Genomic DNA, 16,774 nt, shown 5'->3' with positions numbered 1-16,774 from the left:
GTGCCGCTCTCGGAACTCCGCGCTGGTACGGCTGGGGCGCACGGGCGTGATCAGCGTCGCAGCATGCCGCGCCACGGGCCCAGGGTACTGGCCGCGGGTCCCCGGTGGCGGGTCACGCCCTCGGCGATGAGGGCGATACCGATGCCCAGCAACCAGACGTCCTTGGCCAGCACGGTTCCCGGCTCAGTGGGGCGCAGACTGCCTTCCCGACGCATGCCTGGCGTACGCAGGTACAGCCCGAGAGTGCCGCAAGAGAATGCGGTGAGCGCGGTCCCGGCGACAGCGGCCGGGACGACCGGCAGGAGCAGCGCGGCGGCAACGGCGATCTCCTCGGTGGAGAGCTGCCGGGTGAACCTCCGGGCGTCAAGCTTGCCCAGGAAGGGGTAGGTGGCGGTGGCGAACTGCTGGAGTCGCTCAGCGGTGGCCTGGTCCGCGTGGCGTTTCGACAGTCCGGAGTCGAGGAAGAACGCACCGACGGTGAGCCTGAGCGGCAGTTGCCGCGCTGCGGAACGCCAAGCCGAACCGGATGCCATGCCGAGCCTCCTGACCCTCACCCCCGCCTACCACCATGCCACCGCCCCGAACCATGTCAAACCGGAGTAATCGCCACCTGCGGCGCGTATCGGGGCGACCGTAGCGGGAGCGGGGAGGGCGGTGACAGCACTGCCTCAGTCAGGAGGGGCGGATCGTCGGCTTCTCCATCCTCGATGGCTCCACGATGGACCTGATGATGATCGACCCGGATCATCATCGCCGAGGGCTTGGCCGGCTCCTGCTTCGGCATGCGGAGGAAACGCTCCTCGCTCGGTACGCGACCATCCGGCTGGAGAGCTTCGCGGACAACGCTGCGGCCAAGTCGTCCTATGAGGCGTGCGGATGGCGGTACGGGCAGAGGCTTGAGGGCGAGCGCCGACCAGGATTGAGTACACCAAGGACGCAACGGCCGACTGACGGTGGACCCAGCGCAACCCACCGGTGCGGGTATCGCCGAAGCGTCAGCGCTTCAGTGGTTCGCGGCCTGGAAACCCTCGGCGCTGACGTGCCGCATCACCGTGCTCGTCACGCGGTAGCGCCCGTTGGGGACGTCGCAGGACTTGGTGACGTGCACAGCCAATGGTCCGGCCCATTCATACCCCTGGCGCTCGCCGTGCTGTGCCAGCCTGTCGGTGAGAACCTGCCCCACCTGGCCCGCCTTGCGGGCGAGTTCGTCGTGGACGTGTTCGGCCAGTTCCACGTCGTACGCGTTCGGGACCACGACCCGGGTTTCACTGCACACCACGGCGTTGCTGTCACACTCACGCCGCAACGCATCCACCAACTCGACGGGGTCCCTGCGGAAGAACTGTGCCCAAAGCGCCTCTCCGGCGCGCTCGAGAGTCCGTTCCCATCCAGTGAGCGTGCTCATCTGCTCGTCACTCCTTCTTCCTCGTCATCACTCTTCATCAAAGGGGCATACGGCCGCGGCTCAGCCCGGTGCGTTCGAGTGACGCCCCATCACCGGCAGCACCCGCAGCGCCCACCCGAAGCGGCACCGGATTACTCGAAGCGGCACCGGTCTTCCTCGTCCCACGAGCGGGTGTCACGCGGCTCGACGTACGGCTCCTGCTGCGGCGGGTACCCTCCGGCGATGGCGCGCTGGCGGGCGGTCTCGGCGTCGAACTCAAGGCCCAGCAGGACGGCGATGTTGGTGATCCACAGCCACACCAAGAAGACGATCACTCCGGCGAACGTGCCGTAGGTCTTGTTGTAGGACGCGAAGTTCGCGGCATAGAACGCGAAACCGGCGGAGGCGATCATCCAGACGACCAGGGCGAGGAAGCTGCCCGGCGTGACCCATTTGAAGCCGCGGATCTTCGCGTTGGGACTGGCCCAGTAAAGAAGCGCGATCATAAGGGTCACGAGGACGACCAGGACCGGCCATTTCGCGATCGACCACACCGTCAAAGCGGTGTCACCCACACCGAGCACGTCACCGGCCCGGCGGGCGACGGCACCGGTGAAGACCACGATCAGGGCGCTGAGCACCGCGAGGATCACCAGCACGATCGTCAGGGCCAGCCGCAGCGGCAGCACCTTCCACACAGGGCGGCCTTCCGGCACGTCGTAGACGGCGTTGGAGGTGCGGATGAACGCCGCCACGTAGCCGGACGCCGACCACACTGCCAGGGCCAGGCCGACGATCGCCATGATCGACCCGATGCCGGAGTTGCCCTGCAGCTGGCGCACCGCGTCGCCGATCACGTCCCGGACGGCGCCCGGGGCGAGCTGCTGGACGTGGTCCAGCACGGTGCTGGTGGCCGACTGCCCGGCAACTCCCAGCAGGGACACCAGCACCAGCAGGGCGGGGAACATCGACAGGATGCCGTAGTAGGTCAGGGCTGCCGCACGGTCCGTCAGTTCGTCGTCCTTGAACTCCTTGAGCGTGCCGCGCAGCACCGCCGGCCACGACTTCTTCGGCATCTCGGTGGGTGCGTCCGGCTCCTTGCGTTCCACGTCCGGACCCGGACCGAACCTTTCCGGCTCGCTCGCGCGGCCGTGCCTCTCAGGGGCTTCCTGTTCGCCGGCCTCCAGGCCTTGCGTGGGGCCACGGCCCTTGCGACCGTCCTCGCGTCTGTGTCCCGGTTTCATGAGCTTCGCCATACGCGGCGAGTAACCACAAACGGCGCAGTCACCCGGCGCGCGCCCTACTGGTGGGTGCGAGGGCGGTGTTGCCACTCGCCGACGCCCTCTGGGCCGGCGGGTGGACCGAGGGCCGGCGACCAGCCGCGCGACGGTGACCCCGAGGGCGGCGGCCGTCCGTCGCGGGATACCGCGGCGACCGACTCCGAACAGGGCCACGGCCTCGCGCGGCGGCAAGGCGGGCGCGAGCGGGTGAGGCTGATTCGCTCAAGCGCGTGAGGGGGCCGTCCATCGGGCACGGCCGCTGCCTCGCGTGAGCCCCGTCTCACCTGGGCGGTGCCACTTGGCTATGCAACGAGTTGCATAGAAAGATCGAGGCATGGCGCTCGAGCACGCGATCCTCGTCTCCCTGCTGGAGAAGCCGGGCACCGGCTATGAGCTGGCCCGGCGTTTCGACCGGTCCATCGGATACTTCTGGACCGCCACGCACCAGCAGATCTACCGCGTCCTCAAGCGCATGGAGAGCGACGGCCTGCTCGCCGTCCGCGGGTTGCCGCAGCAGAGCCGGCCGGACAAGAAGGAGTACTCCGTTGTGGGGCCCGGCCGCGCCGCCCTCTCACGGTGGCTGCACGAATCGATCGAACCCGAGAGCATCCGGCACGAACTCGCCGTGAAGATCCGCGGCGCGGCCTTCGACGACCCGGCCGTGCTGATCCGTGAGGTCGAACGGCACCGGCAGGTGCACAGCGACCGGCTGGCGCACTATCTCGCCGGGGAACTGCGCGACTTCACCGGCCCGGCGGCCCCCGCCCCGCTCGACGCCGGTCAGGAACTGCAGCATGTCGTGCTGCGCGGCGGCATCGCGTACGAGCGAATGACTGTCGCCTGGCTCGACGACGTACTCGCCACCCTCCATCGGCTCGGCACGTCGGACCCGCATCCCTGAACTGCCGGCCACGGCCGCGCGTCTCCGCGACCTTCAGTTCCGCACCATCAACCCTCAACCCTCAACCTTCGGAAGGCGGACCTCCATGGCCGACTCCCTCCTCTTCAACCCGCGCACGTACGACCCGGCACAGTTCGACCCCGAGACCCGCAGGTTGCTGCGCGCCACCGTTGACTGGTTCGAGGACCGGGGCAAGCGCAGGCTCATCGAGGACTACCGTTCCCGCGCCTGGCTGGCCGACTTCCTCGCGTTCGCCGCCAAGGAAGGGCTGTTCGCCACCTTCCTCACCCCGGCGTCCGCCGCCCGCGACAACGACCGGCGCTGGGACACGGCCCGGATCGCCGCACTCAACGAGATCTTCGGGTTCTACGGTCTCGACTACTGGTACGCCTGGCAGGTGACCATCCTCGGGCTCGGACCGGTCTGGCAGAGCGACAACGCGGCGGCTCGCACCCGTGCCGCGGAACTCCTCACCCAGGGCGAGGTGTTCGCCTTCGGCCTTTCCGAGAAGACCCATGGCGCCGACATCTACTCCACCGACATGCTGCTGACGCCGGACGGCAACGGCGGCTTCACGGCGGAGGGTTCCAAGTACTACATCGGCAACGGCAATGCCGCCGGGCTCGTCTCGGTCTTCGGCCGACGCACCGACATCGAGGGCCCGGACGGCTACGTCTTCTTCGCAGCCGACAGCCGCCACCCGGCGTATCACCTCGTGAAGAACGTCGTCGACTCATCGAAGTACGTCAGCGAGTTCCGCCTCGAGAACTACCCGGTGGGACCGGACGACGTCCTGCACACGGGCCGCGCCGCGTTCGACGCCGCCCTCAACACCGTCAACGTCGGCAAGTTCAACCTCTGCACCGCCTCGATCGGCATCTGTGAGCATGCGATGTACGAGGCGGTCACTCACGCGCACACTCGCATCCTGTACGGCCGCCCCGTCACCGCCTTCCCGCACGTGCGCCGCGAGCTGGCCGACGCGTACGTCCGCCTGGTCGGCATGAAGCTCTTCAGCGACCGCGCCGTCGACTACTTCCGCTCCGCCTCGCCGGACGACCGCCGCTACCTGCTCTTCAACCCGATGACGAAGATGAAGGTGACCACGGAGGGCGAGAAGGTCATCGACCTGATGTGGGACGTGATCGCCGCCAAGGGCTTCGAGAAGGACACCTACTTCGCACAGGCCGCCGTCGAGATCCGGGGACTGCCCAAGCTCGAAGGCACGGTCCACGTCAACCTCGCGCTGATCCTCAAGTTCATGCGCAACCACCTCCTGAACCCGGCCGAGTTCGCACCGGTGCCGACCCGCCTCGACGCGGCCGACGACACGTTCCTCTTCGAGCAGGGACCGGCCCGGGGCCTGGGTTCCGTGCGCTTCCACGACTGGCGCCCCGCCTACGACGCGTACGCCGGCGTCCCGAACGTCGCCCGCTTCCGGGAGCAGGCCGACGCCCTGTGCGAGTTCGTCACCACCGCAGCCCCCGACGAGGAGCAGAGCCGGGACCTCGATCTTCTGCTCGCCGTCGGCCAGCTGTTCGCACTCGTGGTGCACGGCCAGCTGATCCTTGAGCAGGCCCGCCTGACGGACCTCGACGAGGATGTGCTCGACGAACTGTTCTCCGTCCTCGTCCGCGACTTCTCCGCGTTCGCCGTCGAACTGCACGGCAAGGACTCCGCCACCGCGGATCAGCAGCGTTGGGCGCTCGGTGCCGTCCGGCGTCCCGTCATCGACGAAGCGCGTTCGGGACGCGTCTGGGAGCGTGTCGAGGCGCTGGCCGGGGTGTACGAGATGGCGCCGTGACAGTGAGTTCCGGGGGCTCGTCGACACGTGACGGGCATGGTCTCCCGGAGCAGTGACGCCGTATCGCCGACGTCGCCACGTACCCGCCGTAGCCCTTGCCGCGGCGGGTACCGCGCACGGGGTGAAACCCACAGAGACGATTCGAATCGTCTCGTAGAGCCGTCAGAGGTCGGTGTGGGCGAAGCCGCGCCCGGTGTTATTCAATGAGGTGTGCGGTCAGGGATCTCGGGGCCCCGTCGCGCGGTCCGAGTACGGCCCCGGTGCTGCGCCGGGGATTGCTGAGAGAGTCGTATGGACTCCACACCCTCCCGCTCGTCCTCGTCGGCGTTCCACCTGGTCAGCCGAGCCCTGGGGCGCTACATCCCCCGCGGTGGAGCGGACGCCGGACCCGCCGGTCCCGCCGACGCGCAGGGCGACCGCACCACGCGCCACCCCGTACCGGACAACTCGGCAGCGAGCCATCAGGAGCAGATCCTCGGCGCGGTCAACGTGGACCGGGATCTGATCATCACCCGCTGCAATCTGGACGCCCCCGTGTTCGCGGGTCTGGACGCCGTGCCCGGGAAACCGTTCATCGATCTCCTGCCCCCCTGGGACGTACCGACGGTCACACGGCGATTGCGGCAGGTCCTGGAGAGCGGTGAGGCACACGTCGCCCGAATCCAGCGCCTGCGCCGCAGCGACGGGTCGGAGCTGGTGGTCTCGCTGAGCATCCTGCCCGCCGCGGTGCCCGAGGAGGGCCTGACCGTCTCCGTGATCGCCATGGCCCGGAGGCTGCACCTGTACGCCGCAGAGACCGCGATCGGCACCTCGCTGGACATCGGCGAGACCGCCCAGTCGCTGGCGGAGTCCCTCTTGGCCTGGGGAGACGTGGCGGCCGTGGACCTCGACTTCGCCGTGTGGACGGGCGAGGGAGTCACCGGGCAGGTGCAGCGGCGCATCCGACTGCGGCGGGCGGCCCTGGTGCCGGACCGGGCATGGCCCGAGGGCTACGTGACACCGGGCGACGACCTCCCCAGCGACGCGAGCCGCCTGCTGGCGCAGGCGGTGCTGCAAAACGACGCGCCGCAGATCATCGTCATACCCGACCGCGAGGCTGTCGAGCGAGTGCTCGACAGCCCACGGGTTGTGCGTGCCCTCGTGCCCGTCGACCGGTCGGCGGGCGTGGCGTGCATACCACTGGTGCTGGACGGCGCGCCGCCCGTCGTACTGGGCGTGGCGGAAGTCTGGCGGCGAGCGGACCGCCCCTTCCGCGACAGCGAGCTGTTCGACTTGCAGGAACTGGTGGCCAGGACCGCCCACCACGTCGACCTGGCTCGCCAGCACCAACGCGAGCACACCCAGGTGCTCGCACTGCAACGCCGACTCCTGCCACGCACCGGCGGCGACACCATCGAGATCGCCAGCGTCTACCAGCCCGCCACCCCCGACAGCGCCGGCGTCGGCGGCGACTGGGTGAACAGCTTTCCGCTGCCGGACGGCCGTACCGCGCTCGTAGTCGGCGACGTCGTCGGGCACGGCCTGGGAGCTGCCGCAACCATGGGCCAGCTGAGCATGGAAGCCCGCGCGCTGCTGTCCGCCGGGCTCGGGCCCGACGAGGTGCTGGAGCACCTGGACGAGACCGTGACGCTGCTGGACGACGCCGAGTCCGGGCTGGCGGCCGGCTACAGCGCCCTCGGATCGACCTGCTGCATCGCCCTCTATGACCCGGTCAGCCACCACGTGGCACTGTCCAGCGCCGGCCACCTCCCCCCGATCCTGGTCACCCCGGACGGGCACGCCGGTCCGCTCCCGCTGCGTCCTCACCCCGGCCTGGGCGCCGAGTTCGCACTGCGGGAGCCGTTCGACGTCCACACCTTCGTCGCCGCCCCGGACTCCCTGCTCGCTCTCTACACCGACGGCCTGGTCGAGGATCCCGCCCTGTCGATCGACGAGGGCATCGACAGGCTGGCGGCCGCCGTGTCGACGGTGCACCCCTGGGACACCCTGCAGCAGGCCGCACGGCACGTCGTCGCCGAGCTGGCCCCCATGCACCAGCGCGACGATGTGACCCTGCTCCTCGCGCGGACGATCGGCTACCGCAAGGGGGACACGGCGACCTTGCGGCTGGCCGCCCGCTACGACGCCCCCGCTCGCGCCCGAGCGCAGGTCTTCGCGCTGCTGACGCAATGGCGTACCAGGGAAGCCACCCGGGACAAGGTGGTGCTGCTGGTCAGCGAGCTGGTCACGAACGCGGTCCGCTTCGCCGCCGGCCCCATCACGGTACGGCTGATCAGATCCGGCAACGGCCTGCTGTGCGAGGTGGGCGACACCGGCAACGGCAGGCCACGCCTGAGGCGGGGCGACCTGCTCGACGACGGCGGGCGTGGCCTGAGCATCGTGCACCGGCTCACCACCCGGTGGGGGGTGCGGTGGACGGACACCGGGAAGGTTGTCTGGGCGGAAGTCGCGAGGTGAAGCGACTCCGCGTCGGGGACGCGGCGGGTGGGGCGAGGGTTCTTGCGGCACGGGTGGCGGGAACTCGTGCCACCGGGATTCACTTCGAGCCGACCTCCCAGACGTGCTCCACCTGCGGTGTCAAGGACGGCCGCAAGCCCCTCGACGTCCGCGAGTGGACCTGTGCCGCCTGCGGCACCGTCCACGACCGCGACGTCAACACCGCACGGAATGTGAAACGGCCGCCGGACCGGCGGCATCGGCCTGCGGAGCGCCGGTAGGACCAGAACCCGTTCTGGCAGAGCGTGACGAAACAGGAAGCCACGGATTCCCGACCGGAAACCGTGCCGCGTAGCGGCACAGCAGCTAGTCGAGAAAGGCCGGAATCCTCGCCCTTCAGGGCGAGGAGCGGGTCAAAGCCACTGTCCTTCCAGGGCGGTGGCGGTGAGACCGGGCGCCGCCGCGTACAGAACGGCGCGATTGCCGGGCTTCTGCTTCCCCGCGTCATGCGCCCGCCGCAGGATGTCGAACACGGCGGCGCCTCCGCGGTTGCCGCTGGTGTAGCTGTCCCGGCTGTAGTCCAGCAGCCCCGACGGCCACGCCTCGGGCATCGTCTGCTCCATGTACTCCAGCACCCGGGTCCCGCCGGGGTGGGCGAGCAGCACATCGGGGTGCCAGGAATCGGGGTCGTCCTGGTAACGCTCGCGCAGCCAGTCCCACATTGCCGTGACCGTCTCCTGCACGGCACGCGGTCCACGCCGGTCCATCACGAAGTGGGTGCCGTCCGACCGCGTCTCCAGGCGGTGCAGGTCCTGGGTGCCGGGCAGGGTGTGATTCCAGGCGGCGTCCAGCCGCAGCACCGACTCGGGCCTCGGGCGGCCCGTGACCACCGCGGCCACTGCCGTGTCCGCGAACAGCAACCGGACGATCAGCGACTCAAGGGTGTCGTCCGCGGGCTGGTAGGTCGTGCTCAGCGCCTCCGAGATGACGATCAGAACCACCCGGTCGGGGTCTGCGGCCACGAGATCCGCCGCGAGCGCCAGGGAGCGGGTCCCCGCGATACAGGCCCATTGCGTGGCAGGCAGCAACATCACATCGTTGCGGAGCGAAAGCCTGTTGGCCAGGGCTATGTCCAGTCCGGGCAGCGCCGGAGTGGTGGAGTGACTGGTGATCAGGCAGTCGACGTCCGAGGCGTCCAGCCCGGCTGTCTGCAGGGCCCCGCGTGCCGCACGCTCCCCGTAGGACTGCACGGCCTCCCAGGCCGGCGCCGTGCGCTCCTGGACGGTCTGCGGCGCGGGTATGGCCTCGAGGGCGGCGATCACGCGGTCCACGTCCTGCTGTGTGAACCCGTCGCGTACAAGCGCCTCTTGGGTCGGCTCGATGCCCACAGCTTGCAGGGCGCTGCCGCTGCCGGGCGCGACGGCGGTCTCCAACGGCAGCATCCACCCGCGGGTCTCGATGCCCGTACTGGCCGCGATGCCGTCGACCCGCGGCGCCCACGCCGCGTCCGGGTGCCGGTCGCTCACCTCGGCCACGATCTGGCTGGTCTTCACGACGTGCTCGCCGTGTATCACGGCAGGAGGAGAGAGGTAAGCGGCCATGATGGGGCACCTTCCACGGGGAACGGGGAACGGGGAACGGGGGAGGGGGAAATCGAGGGGAGGGCCACAAGTGCTGTGTCCTGGGCCACGTAGGAACTTCGCGCCCAAGAGCATGCAGTGGGGCCCCACTTCGGGCGTCTGCGTCCGTCCCGAGCCTGGCGCTAAATGGACATTTGCGCTGTGATGCAGACAACTTAGGCGCGGACTGGGATTCGTGACACGGCACACACCGCTACCCACGACGGAAGCGCGCCGCCGGGTCGGCGAGTCTTGATGTCGACCCGTATCGCGATGAGCGCCCCCAGTTCTGCATGCAGTTCGGAGAACGGCGTCGAGCCTGCGGCGGCGACTGCATGGGCGACGGACCTTTCTGTAGTCGTCCACGTACGGCACAGCCCGAGGCGTTCGTTGGTCACGCGGCCCTCGCGTTGACGCATGCCGATATCGGCATATGATTGCTGCATGGCACGAGCGGCGACGACCTCGGACGCGTTCAACGCGATCGCCGAACCGCAGCGGCGGGAGATCCTGCTGCTGCTGCGGAGCGGCGAGCGGCCCGTGACCGAGCTGGCGCGGGACCTGGGGATGACCCAGCCGCAGGCGTCCAAGCATCTGCGAGTGCTCCGCGAGGTCGGGCTGGTGCGGGTCCGCGGGGCGGGCAAGCAGCGGCTGTACGCCCTGGACGCCCGCGGGCTGCGGCCGGTCCACGAGTGGGTGGGCGGCTTCGAACAGTTCTGGCACGAGACCTTCGACCGGCTGGACGAGTACGTGCGAGACCTGAAACAGGGCAAGGCGGGAGGAATCACCTGATGACGATGACCAGTAGCGGCGGCGAGCATGATCACACGACCGCGGACCGCGAGATCGTGGTCTCCAGGGACATCGGCGCCCCACAGGAGCTGGTGTTCGAGGCGTTCACGCAGGTCCGCCACCTGTCGCGGTGGTGGGGACCGGACGGGTTCACGACCACGACGCGGTCCTTCGAGTTCCGCGCGGGCGGGGTCTGGGACTTCGTGATGCACGGGCCGGACGGGACCGACTACCAGGAGTGGATCACCTGGACCGAGATCGTCCCGCCGGAGCGGATCGCGCTGGTGCACGGCGAGTTCCGCGACGACCCCCACGCCTTCGAGTCGGTCCTGACCTTCGAGCCGGCCGGCGAGGAGACCCGGATCGTGCTGCGCACGGTGTTCCCCAGCAAGGAACTGCGCGACGAGGCGGTGGAGAAGTACCACGCGATCGAGGGCGGCGAGCAGACGCTGCGCAACCTGGCGGACTACGTCGCCCGACTCACCTCGAACGAGACCGCCCGGAACGAGACCACACCGAAGGGAGCGGAGGGCTGATGGCCGGGAAGGTGTTCTTCAGCGTGACGATGTCACTCGACGGCTTCATGGCGCCGGAGGCCGTGCCCGTCGAGGACGTGTTCTCGCCCGAAGGGCAGAACGACCCGAGGGTCCAGCGCTGGATGGCGAAGTGGTCGGAACTGCAGGCGTGGGCGTTCCCGCAGCGGTGGTTCAGGGAGAACCTCAAGCTCGGTGAGGGCGGCGAGGAAGGACTCGACAACGACATCGCACGGGCGACGTACGAGCGCACCGGCGTGAGCGTCATGGGCAAGCGCATGTTCGACGCCGGCGAGCTCGCATGGCCTCAGGAGGCGCCGTTCCACACCCCGGTGTTCGTCGTCACCCATACCAAGCGTGATCCGTGGGAGCGGCCGGGCGGCACCACCTTTCACTTCGTCAACGACGGCATCACCAGCGCCCTCGATCAGGCCCGCGAGGCCGCCGGTGACCGCGACGTCCGCATCGCCGGCGGCGCCGAGACGATCCAGGAGTACCTGGACGGCGGCCTGATCGACGAGTTCTCGATCACCCTCGCGCCCGTGCTGTTCGGTACCGGCATCCGCCTGTTCGACCGCGTGGACCCGGACCGCCTCGCCCTCGAGCAGACCCGCACGGACGCATCATCCCGGGTGACCCACCTGACCTACACCGTCGGGAAGCGGTAGCCGGCGCACCGCACGGCAACTCACAGTCCCGCGACCTTGCCGCTCGCCGAGATCTCGTAGACCAGGGTGACCGTGCGGTGCCCGCCGGGGGCCAGGCGCAGGTCCCAGCGTGCGATGCCGTCGGCGTCGACCGCATCGGGTTCCGGCGCGCAGGCTTCCTTGCGCAGGCGTACCTCCACCGCCGAGACCTCGGAGACCGGGATCCGCTCCCGAAGCGTGACGACCTGCTCGATCCGGTCTCCGGGCGCGGAGAAGCGGGACAGATGCAGTCGGACCGTGCGGGTGATCACGGTTCGCTGGGTCAACGTCGCGGTGTCCCGGGACTCTTCGGCCTGCCGGATCACGCGGTAGTCGTCGTGGCTGCCGAAGGCGAGCTCGACAGGGGCACCCGGTGCGGTGAAGCTCAGCGTGCCGCGGCCGGTGAATCCGCTGCCGCGGACGAGGTCCACGGGCCCGGCCAGCAGCGTGTGGCCGGAGGTGTTGTCGAACCGCACGACTTGGGTGACCAGCGGCGACAGTTCGGGCGAGGAGCAGTACTCGCTGCTTGCGGTGGCGGTGACGGCGGTGAGCGACACCCGGTGGCCGCGGCCGTCCGCGGGGACGGTGACGGGTGCGGGGGAGTGCAGCACACGCGTCCGGCCGCCGTCGTCCACTCCAGGAAGGCCGAGTACCGGGGCCGGCCCGAGGTCCGCGGTCTCCTCTTCGCGCAATTCCACGTCAACGGTCCGGCGCTCAGCGGCGGAGCGATCCGTGAGGGTCAGACGGTCCTCGGTCAGCCGCGGCGGGTCGGTGGTCAGTGCCGAGCGGGCCGTGGACAAGGTGAGGCGTATGTCCGACCAGTCCTCGCCGGTGCGCTGCCAGACCATCGCGTCGGTTTCCAGCGTCAGCGATTCCCCGTCGAGTACGGCCCGGTAGGCGGGGCGCCACAGAGCGCAGGAGGTGAGGTGGGTCAGGCGCAGCCGGACCGATTCGGCGACTGCGGCCTGCACGGTCAGCTCCACATGGCCGACCAGTTCGGCGGGCTGTTCCTCGGAGAGGTCGATGGCCTGCTGGGCCTCCGTCAACTCTGTCGAGAGGATCGTCAACCGTGCTTCGGCGGTGCGGAGTTGCTCGGCGTACGAGTCGCGCTCGGCGTCGATCCGGTCCAGTTCGCGGGTCCAACGGGTCTCGTCCGTCTCCCCGTAGCCGGTCCCTTCGGCGATGTCCCGCAGGAGATCGGCGGCGAGCCGGCCGAGGAGGTCGAGGCGGGCGCGCAGCCGGTCGCGTGCGTGGCCGAGGGCGAGTTGTTCCTCTTCGAGGGCGCGTATCCGCATGCGCAGGGCGGAGTCGTCGGCGGAGGGCAGCGGCGCCCGCGGTGTCCAGGTGCGGACGATACGCACGTCGAGGACGGTCGCCCTGTGGTCGCCCGTCAGTTCCGCGTGGAGAGTGCGGTCGACCGCGAGTGCGCTGATCGGTCCGAGGCGCAGGCGCTGGATGCCTGCGTTCAGGTCGAGCTCGGCGGTCCGCTCGACATGGGCGCGGTCCTCCAGGCAGGTGACAGCTGTGACGGGCAGGGGGATCGGCCGGGTGTCCGTGGGCATGGTGTCAGCTCCTGCGGTTGCCGCCGACCAGGGCCTTGGTGGCCGGGAGGCGAATGTCGTAGCCGCCGTCGAGGGTGGCGCTGCCGCCGGCGGGCAGGTCCACTCGCCAGACGCGGGTTCCCGGTGCGTGCCGGTCGGGGCCGCTGTCCTGCTCGGGCCCTGTCCAGTCGGCCCGTTCCTCGATCCGGACGTCCGGTTCGGTCGTGACCGGAACCTGTTCGTGGACCTCGACGGCGACGGCATGGGCCAGCCGGTTGGCCAGTTCCACGTGGACCTGGTGGGCGAGCACGGTCGTGTTGTTGCGCAGACCCGATGTCGACTCGCGCAGGTTCGTGCGGCGGGTGACCCGGATGCCCTCGGCCGGTCCCAGCCCCATGCGGCGGACGCCGCCGGGAGCGAGCGTGGGCAGAGCGGCGGTCGTCAGGAAGTCGTCGTCGCTGGTGACTTCCACCGGCCCGGCGAGCAGGGCCTGGTCGGTGGCGTTGGAGAGCACGAGCGTGGCGTAGACCGTCTGCTCCACGGACGGCACGCACAGGTACTCGGTGCGCAGGCCGACCGGGATGTCGGTGACGGTGACGGTGTGCCAGGTGCCGTCGGAGGGGATGTCGGCGCGGGCGACGGCGTCGTAGCGGTGGTCGAAGGAGCCCGCCGACTCGCGGGGGCGCACGGCGTGTCCGGGCAACGGCAGCGCGGCCACCGCATCGGCGCGGCGGCGGTACTCGTCCGCCACCGCGTCGTAGGGCGTGTGAGGGAAGAGCCTGCCCCGGCGCCCGGCGTTCTCCTCGGCACCGGACAGCACGAGCGCGGCGTAGTCGAGCTCCGCGCCGCTGGGCTGCGGCGGCCCGACCGCCACCGGCGGTGACGGCGGCGGGCCTGCCCGGACCGCGGCCTCCGGGGCCATGGCGGCGGGAGCGGCGCCGCGCCTGGCGGCGGGCCCAGCCCCACCGCTCGGTCGTCCCGACGGCGTCCTCGGCGCCGCCGGGGCCGCCACGGCGGTGCCGAACGCTGCCGGCACAGCACCGGCGAAGCCTGTGGGCTCAGCGGGTGCGACGGGCGGCAAGCCGGATCCCTGCGGTGCCGGCGGCGGCGGAGGGACGGGGCCGGACATGGCGGGCGGCATGCTGTACCCCGGCGATGCCGGCGCAGGGGCGAAGGGCGCGGGTGCGGGCGCGGCGGGCGTGCCGTACCCCTGCTGTACCGGCGGCATGGGGACGGGACCTGCCGCGGCCACGGGCACAGGCACTGCGGTTGAGACAGGGCGGGGACCTGCCGCGTCGTAGCCGGAGAAGAGATCGGCGAGCCCCACGGGAGGCTCCCGCCAGCCGGAGGGCGCGGGGGCGGGCTGCCGCCGTCCGATCCGGATCGAACGCAGAGAGGGCAGGTCGGTGCGGCGTCGCAGATCCGCGGTGGCCAGACCGATGCGGACCCCGGCCCAGTCCTCTCCGGTGCGCTGGGCGATCGAGGCACGCAGCACCAGGGTGCCGCTGTCGTCGCCCTGACGGTGCGTAAGACGGTAGGCAGGGACCCAGACAGCCCCCGGCACGCCGTACTCGAGCTCCACTTCCACAGTTCCGGTTCCGGTTCCGGTTCCGGTTCCGGTTCCGACGAGCGTCAGTACCGCGACGACCGTGGTCGCGACGCGCTCGGACTGCACGTCGGTGGAGGCGCGGACCCAGCGGTCCGTGGCTATGGAGAGTTCGTGCTCGACGCGGCGCAGTTCCTCCTCCAACTCGACGAGCCGGAGGTGCAGGCCCCGCAGCCGCTCGTCGACGAACTCGGCGAGTCGCAGCCACGCGTCGGCGGGCGTACGGCGGGGCGGGTCCTCGCGCTTGCGGGTCGGCGGCACCGGGCGCAGCGCCGTCACCTCGGAGATCAGGCCCGACTGCCGGTCACGGCGGCCCTGTGCCGCGGCACAAGCGTCGCGCAGCCTCTCCATCTCGTGCCGCAGGCTGACAGCCGAGTCGGTGCCGGGGAGTTCGGCATCCACCTCCGCACGCACCTCGGTGACGCGTACGCCATGATCACCGACGACTTTGGCGCGCAGCGAGCCCGGGTCCATGGACCTGGGCAGTCCCGTCACCCGCACCCTGCCGTCCGCCGGCACGGTGCCCCGCGCCACCCGGGTGCACAGCGCACCCTGTGCGTACACCACGACCGCGTCGAGTGACGACGCCCATCGCTGCGCTTCCCCAGACTCCATACGCCCGCCCCCGTTGTGTCCGTGCCGACCGAAGCCTACGCCCAGGCGCAGGCCGGACCAGCCCGGACCCGTCGACTTCCGCTGACAGTGGGCGTCATCGAGGCGGCATGACACAGGTCACGTCAAGACGAGGTCCGATCTTGGAATGCGCGGTCTCCGGCCGCTGCTGCACTGTTCATGGGCTCGCCCTGTGTGGGGGCGCGCTGGGCAACGGTGCTCGACGCGGCCGGCCGAGGTGGGAGTCCCCCGACCTCGGCCTTCTCTGCTCCCTCGTCCTCGGACCGCTGTCTTCGAAAGGTTCTCCCGCACCATGCCTCTGGCTCTGCTGGCCCTTGCCGTTGTCGCCTTCGGCATCGGCACGACCGAGTTCGCCACGATGGGGCTGCTGCCCCAGATCGCCGACGGGATCGGGGTGTCGGTGCCCCAGGCCGGCAACCTCGTGTCGGCGTACGCGCTCGGTGTCGTCGTCGGTGCCCCCGTTCTGACCGGCATCGGTGCACGCATACCGCACAAGAAGCTGCTGCTGCTGTTGTCGGGGCTGTTCGTGGTCGGCAACATCGCCTCCGCGCTCGCCCCGAACTTCGGCCTTCTGTTCGCCGCGCGTTTCCTGGCCGGACTGCCGCACGGGGCGCTGTTCGGAGTCGGGGCCGTCGTCGCATCCCGGCTGGTCGCCCCCGAAAGGGCCGCACGCGCCGTGTCGATGATGTTCCTCGGCCTGACGGTCGCGAACATCGTCGGCGTCCCGGCCGGCACCGCGCTCGGCCAGCAGTTGGGCTGGCGGTCCGCCTACGTCGCCGTCGCAGTCATCGGGCTCGTCGCGCTCGCAGCACTGGCCGCGTTCGTCCCGCACCAGCCCCGCGGTCAGCAGGCCGGAATCCGCCACGAGGTGCGGGCCATGAAGAACCGGCAGGTTGCGATCGGCCTGGCCACGGCAGTGGTCGGGTTCGGCGGGTTCTTCGCCGTCTACAGCTACCTCGTGCCGATGCTGACGCACCTGACGGGCATCTCCGACACCTCGACCACCCTGGTCCTCGCGCTGTACGGCGTGGGCATGACGGTCGGCACGCTGATGGCCGGCCCCCTCACCGACCGCGCCCTGCGCCCGACTCTCTACGCGGGGCTCGCCCTGCTCGCGGCCGGCCTGGTGACGTTCTACTTCACGGTCCACAGCACCGTTCCGGCCCTGGTCACGATCACCTTCATCGGCGCGATGGGTGCCCTCATCACCACCCCCGTGCAGATGCTGCTCATGGCGAAGGCCAAGAACGCCCCGACGATGGCCGCGGCCTCCAACCACTCCGCGTTCAACCTGGCCAACGCGGGCGGCGCCTGGCTCGGCGGACTGGCCATCTCCGCGGGCTGGGGCTGGGCGTCACCGAACCTCGTCGGCGCCGCCCTGGCCGTGGCAGGCCTCGGCCTGGCCTTCACGGGCGGCCTCATGGACCGGCGCGGCGGACGCTCCGCGACCTCCGAAGTGGTCACGTCATCCGCTGCGGAAACCCCGGCGGATGCGGCACCCACCACACCGGCCAAGGGATGACCGGTCGGCCACGTCGCTTCGCAATGTGAGGTGGCCT

At 70.3% G+C, this 16,774-nt stretch carries 13 protein-coding genes and 2 pseudogenes; 9 read left to right on the top strand and 6 right to left on the bottom strand.

Going from position 1 to position 16,774, the window contains the following annotated elements; all coding sequences use genetic code 11:
* Nucleotides 1–50: 50 nt before the first annotated feature.
* Nucleotides 51–533, bottom strand: a complete 483-nt coding sequence (locus AB5J55_RS01340) for a hypothetical protein (protein ID WP_369268843.1) — start codon at nucleotides 531–533, stop codon at nucleotides 51–53.
* Between the two features lie 185 nt (nucleotides 534–718).
* Between AB5J55_RS01340 and AB5J55_RS01335 the strand changes: the two are divergent.
* Nucleotides 719–823 (top strand): annotated as a pseudogene (locus AB5J55_RS01335) (GNAT family N-acetyltransferase); the annotation flags it as partial.
* A 180-nt stretch (nucleotides 824–1,003) separates the two neighbouring features.
* Here the strand turns inward: AB5J55_RS01335 and AB5J55_RS01330 are convergent.
* Nucleotides 1,004–1,405 carry a DUF3662 domain-containing protein gene (locus AB5J55_RS01330; RefSeq protein WP_369268842.1) on the bottom strand — a complete coding sequence of 134 codons (402 nt, stop codon included), beginning with the start codon at nucleotides 1,403–1,405 and terminating at the stop codon, nucleotides 1,004–1,006.
* 131 nt (nucleotides 1,406–1,536) lie between these two features.
* Entirely contained in the window at nucleotides 1,537–2,640 is a 1,104-nt protein-coding gene (locus AB5J55_RS01325; protein ID WP_369268841.1) for a YihY/virulence factor BrkB family protein, read from the bottom strand.
* Nucleotides 2,641–2,998: 358 nt separating this feature from the next.
* Here AB5J55_RS01325 and AB5J55_RS01320 point away from each other — a divergent pair, with 358 nt between their 5' ends.
* The 4 genes and pseudogenes from AB5J55_RS01320 to AB5J55_RS01305 all read left to right on the top strand — a co-directional run.
* Nucleotides 2,999–3,565: a PadR family transcriptional regulator gene (locus AB5J55_RS01320; protein WP_369268840.1), complete on the top strand. Its 567-nt coding sequence runs from the start codon at nucleotides 2,999–3,001 to the stop codon at nucleotides 3,563–3,565.
* 85 nt (nucleotides 3,566–3,650) lie between these two features.
* Nucleotides 3,651–5,369: an acyl-CoA dehydrogenase family protein gene (locus AB5J55_RS01315; RefSeq protein ID WP_369268839.1), complete on the top strand. Its 1,719-nt coding sequence runs from the start codon at nucleotides 3,651–3,653 to the stop codon at nucleotides 5,367–5,369.
* Between the two features lie 291 nt (nucleotides 5,370–5,660).
* Entirely contained in the window at nucleotides 5,661–7,826 is a 2,166-nt protein-coding gene (locus tag AB5J55_RS01310; protein ID WP_369268838.1) for a SpoIIE family protein phosphatase, read from the top strand.
* An 83-nt stretch (nucleotides 7,827–7,909) separates the two neighbouring features.
* Nucleotides 7,910–8,160: pseudogene (locus AB5J55_RS01305) on the top strand (zinc ribbon domain-containing protein); the annotation flags it as partial.
* A 58-nt stretch (nucleotides 8,161–8,218) separates the two neighbouring features.
* Here the strand turns inward: AB5J55_RS01305 and AB5J55_RS01300 are convergent.
* Nucleotides 8,219–9,406: a type III polyketide synthase gene (locus tag AB5J55_RS01300; protein WP_369268837.1), complete on the bottom strand. Its 1,188-nt coding sequence runs from the start codon at nucleotides 9,404–9,406 to the stop codon at nucleotides 8,219–8,221.
* A gap of 462 nt (nucleotides 9,407–9,868) precedes the next feature.
* Here AB5J55_RS01300 and AB5J55_RS01295 point away from each other — a divergent pair, with 462 nt between their 5' ends.
* The 3 genes from AB5J55_RS01295 to AB5J55_RS01285 are packed head-to-tail and all read left to right on the top strand — an operon-like array spanning nucleotide 9,869 to nucleotide 11,417.
* Nucleotides 9,869–10,216 (top strand): ArsR/SmtB family transcription factor, encoded by a 348-nt coding sequence (locus tag AB5J55_RS01295; protein ID WP_369268836.1) that lies wholly within the window; start codon nucleotides 9,869–9,871, stop codon nucleotides 10,214–10,216.
* Entirely contained in the window at nucleotides 10,216–10,752 is a 537-nt protein-coding gene (locus tag AB5J55_RS01290; protein ID WP_369268835.1) for an SRPBCC family protein, read from the top strand. The genes AB5J55_RS01295 and AB5J55_RS01290 overlap by 1 nt, the downstream gene beginning before the upstream one ends.
* Entirely contained in the window at nucleotides 10,752–11,417 is a 666-nt protein-coding gene (locus AB5J55_RS01285) for a dihydrofolate reductase family protein (RefSeq protein WP_369268834.1), read from the top strand. The genes AB5J55_RS01290 and AB5J55_RS01285 overlap by 1 nt, the downstream gene beginning before the upstream one ends.
* Before the next feature lie 20 nt (nucleotides 11,418–11,437).
* On the opposite strand, the gene AB5J55_RS01280 is transcribed toward AB5J55_RS01285, so the two are convergent.
* Complete coding sequence (locus AB5J55_RS01280; protein ID WP_369268833.1) at nucleotides 11,438–12,997, bottom strand: mucoidy inhibitor MuiA family protein; 1,560 nt, start codon at nucleotides 12,995–12,997, stop codon at nucleotides 11,438–11,440.
* A 4-nt stretch (nucleotides 12,998–13,001) separates the two neighbouring features.
* On the bottom strand, nucleotides 13,002–15,197 hold the full coding sequence (locus AB5J55_RS01275; RefSeq protein WP_369268832.1) for a DUF4139 domain-containing protein: 2,196 nt from the start codon (nucleotides 15,195–15,197) through the stop codon (nucleotides 13,002–13,004).
* A 310-nt stretch (nucleotides 15,198–15,507) separates the two neighbouring features.
* Between AB5J55_RS01275 and AB5J55_RS01270 the strand changes: the two genes are divergently transcribed.
* Nucleotides 15,508–16,737, top strand: a complete 1,230-nt coding sequence (locus tag AB5J55_RS01270) for an MFS transporter (RefSeq protein ID WP_369268831.1) — start codon at nucleotides 15,508–15,510, stop codon at nucleotides 16,735–16,737.
* Nucleotides 16,738–16,774 lie beyond the last annotated feature (37 nt).

This window comes from Streptomyces sp. R11, from assembly GCF_041051905.1.
Lineage (GTDB): Bacteria > Actinomycetota > Actinomycetes > Streptomycetales > Streptomycetaceae > Streptomyces.
This window is presented reverse-complemented; position numbering and strand designations above follow the sequence as displayed.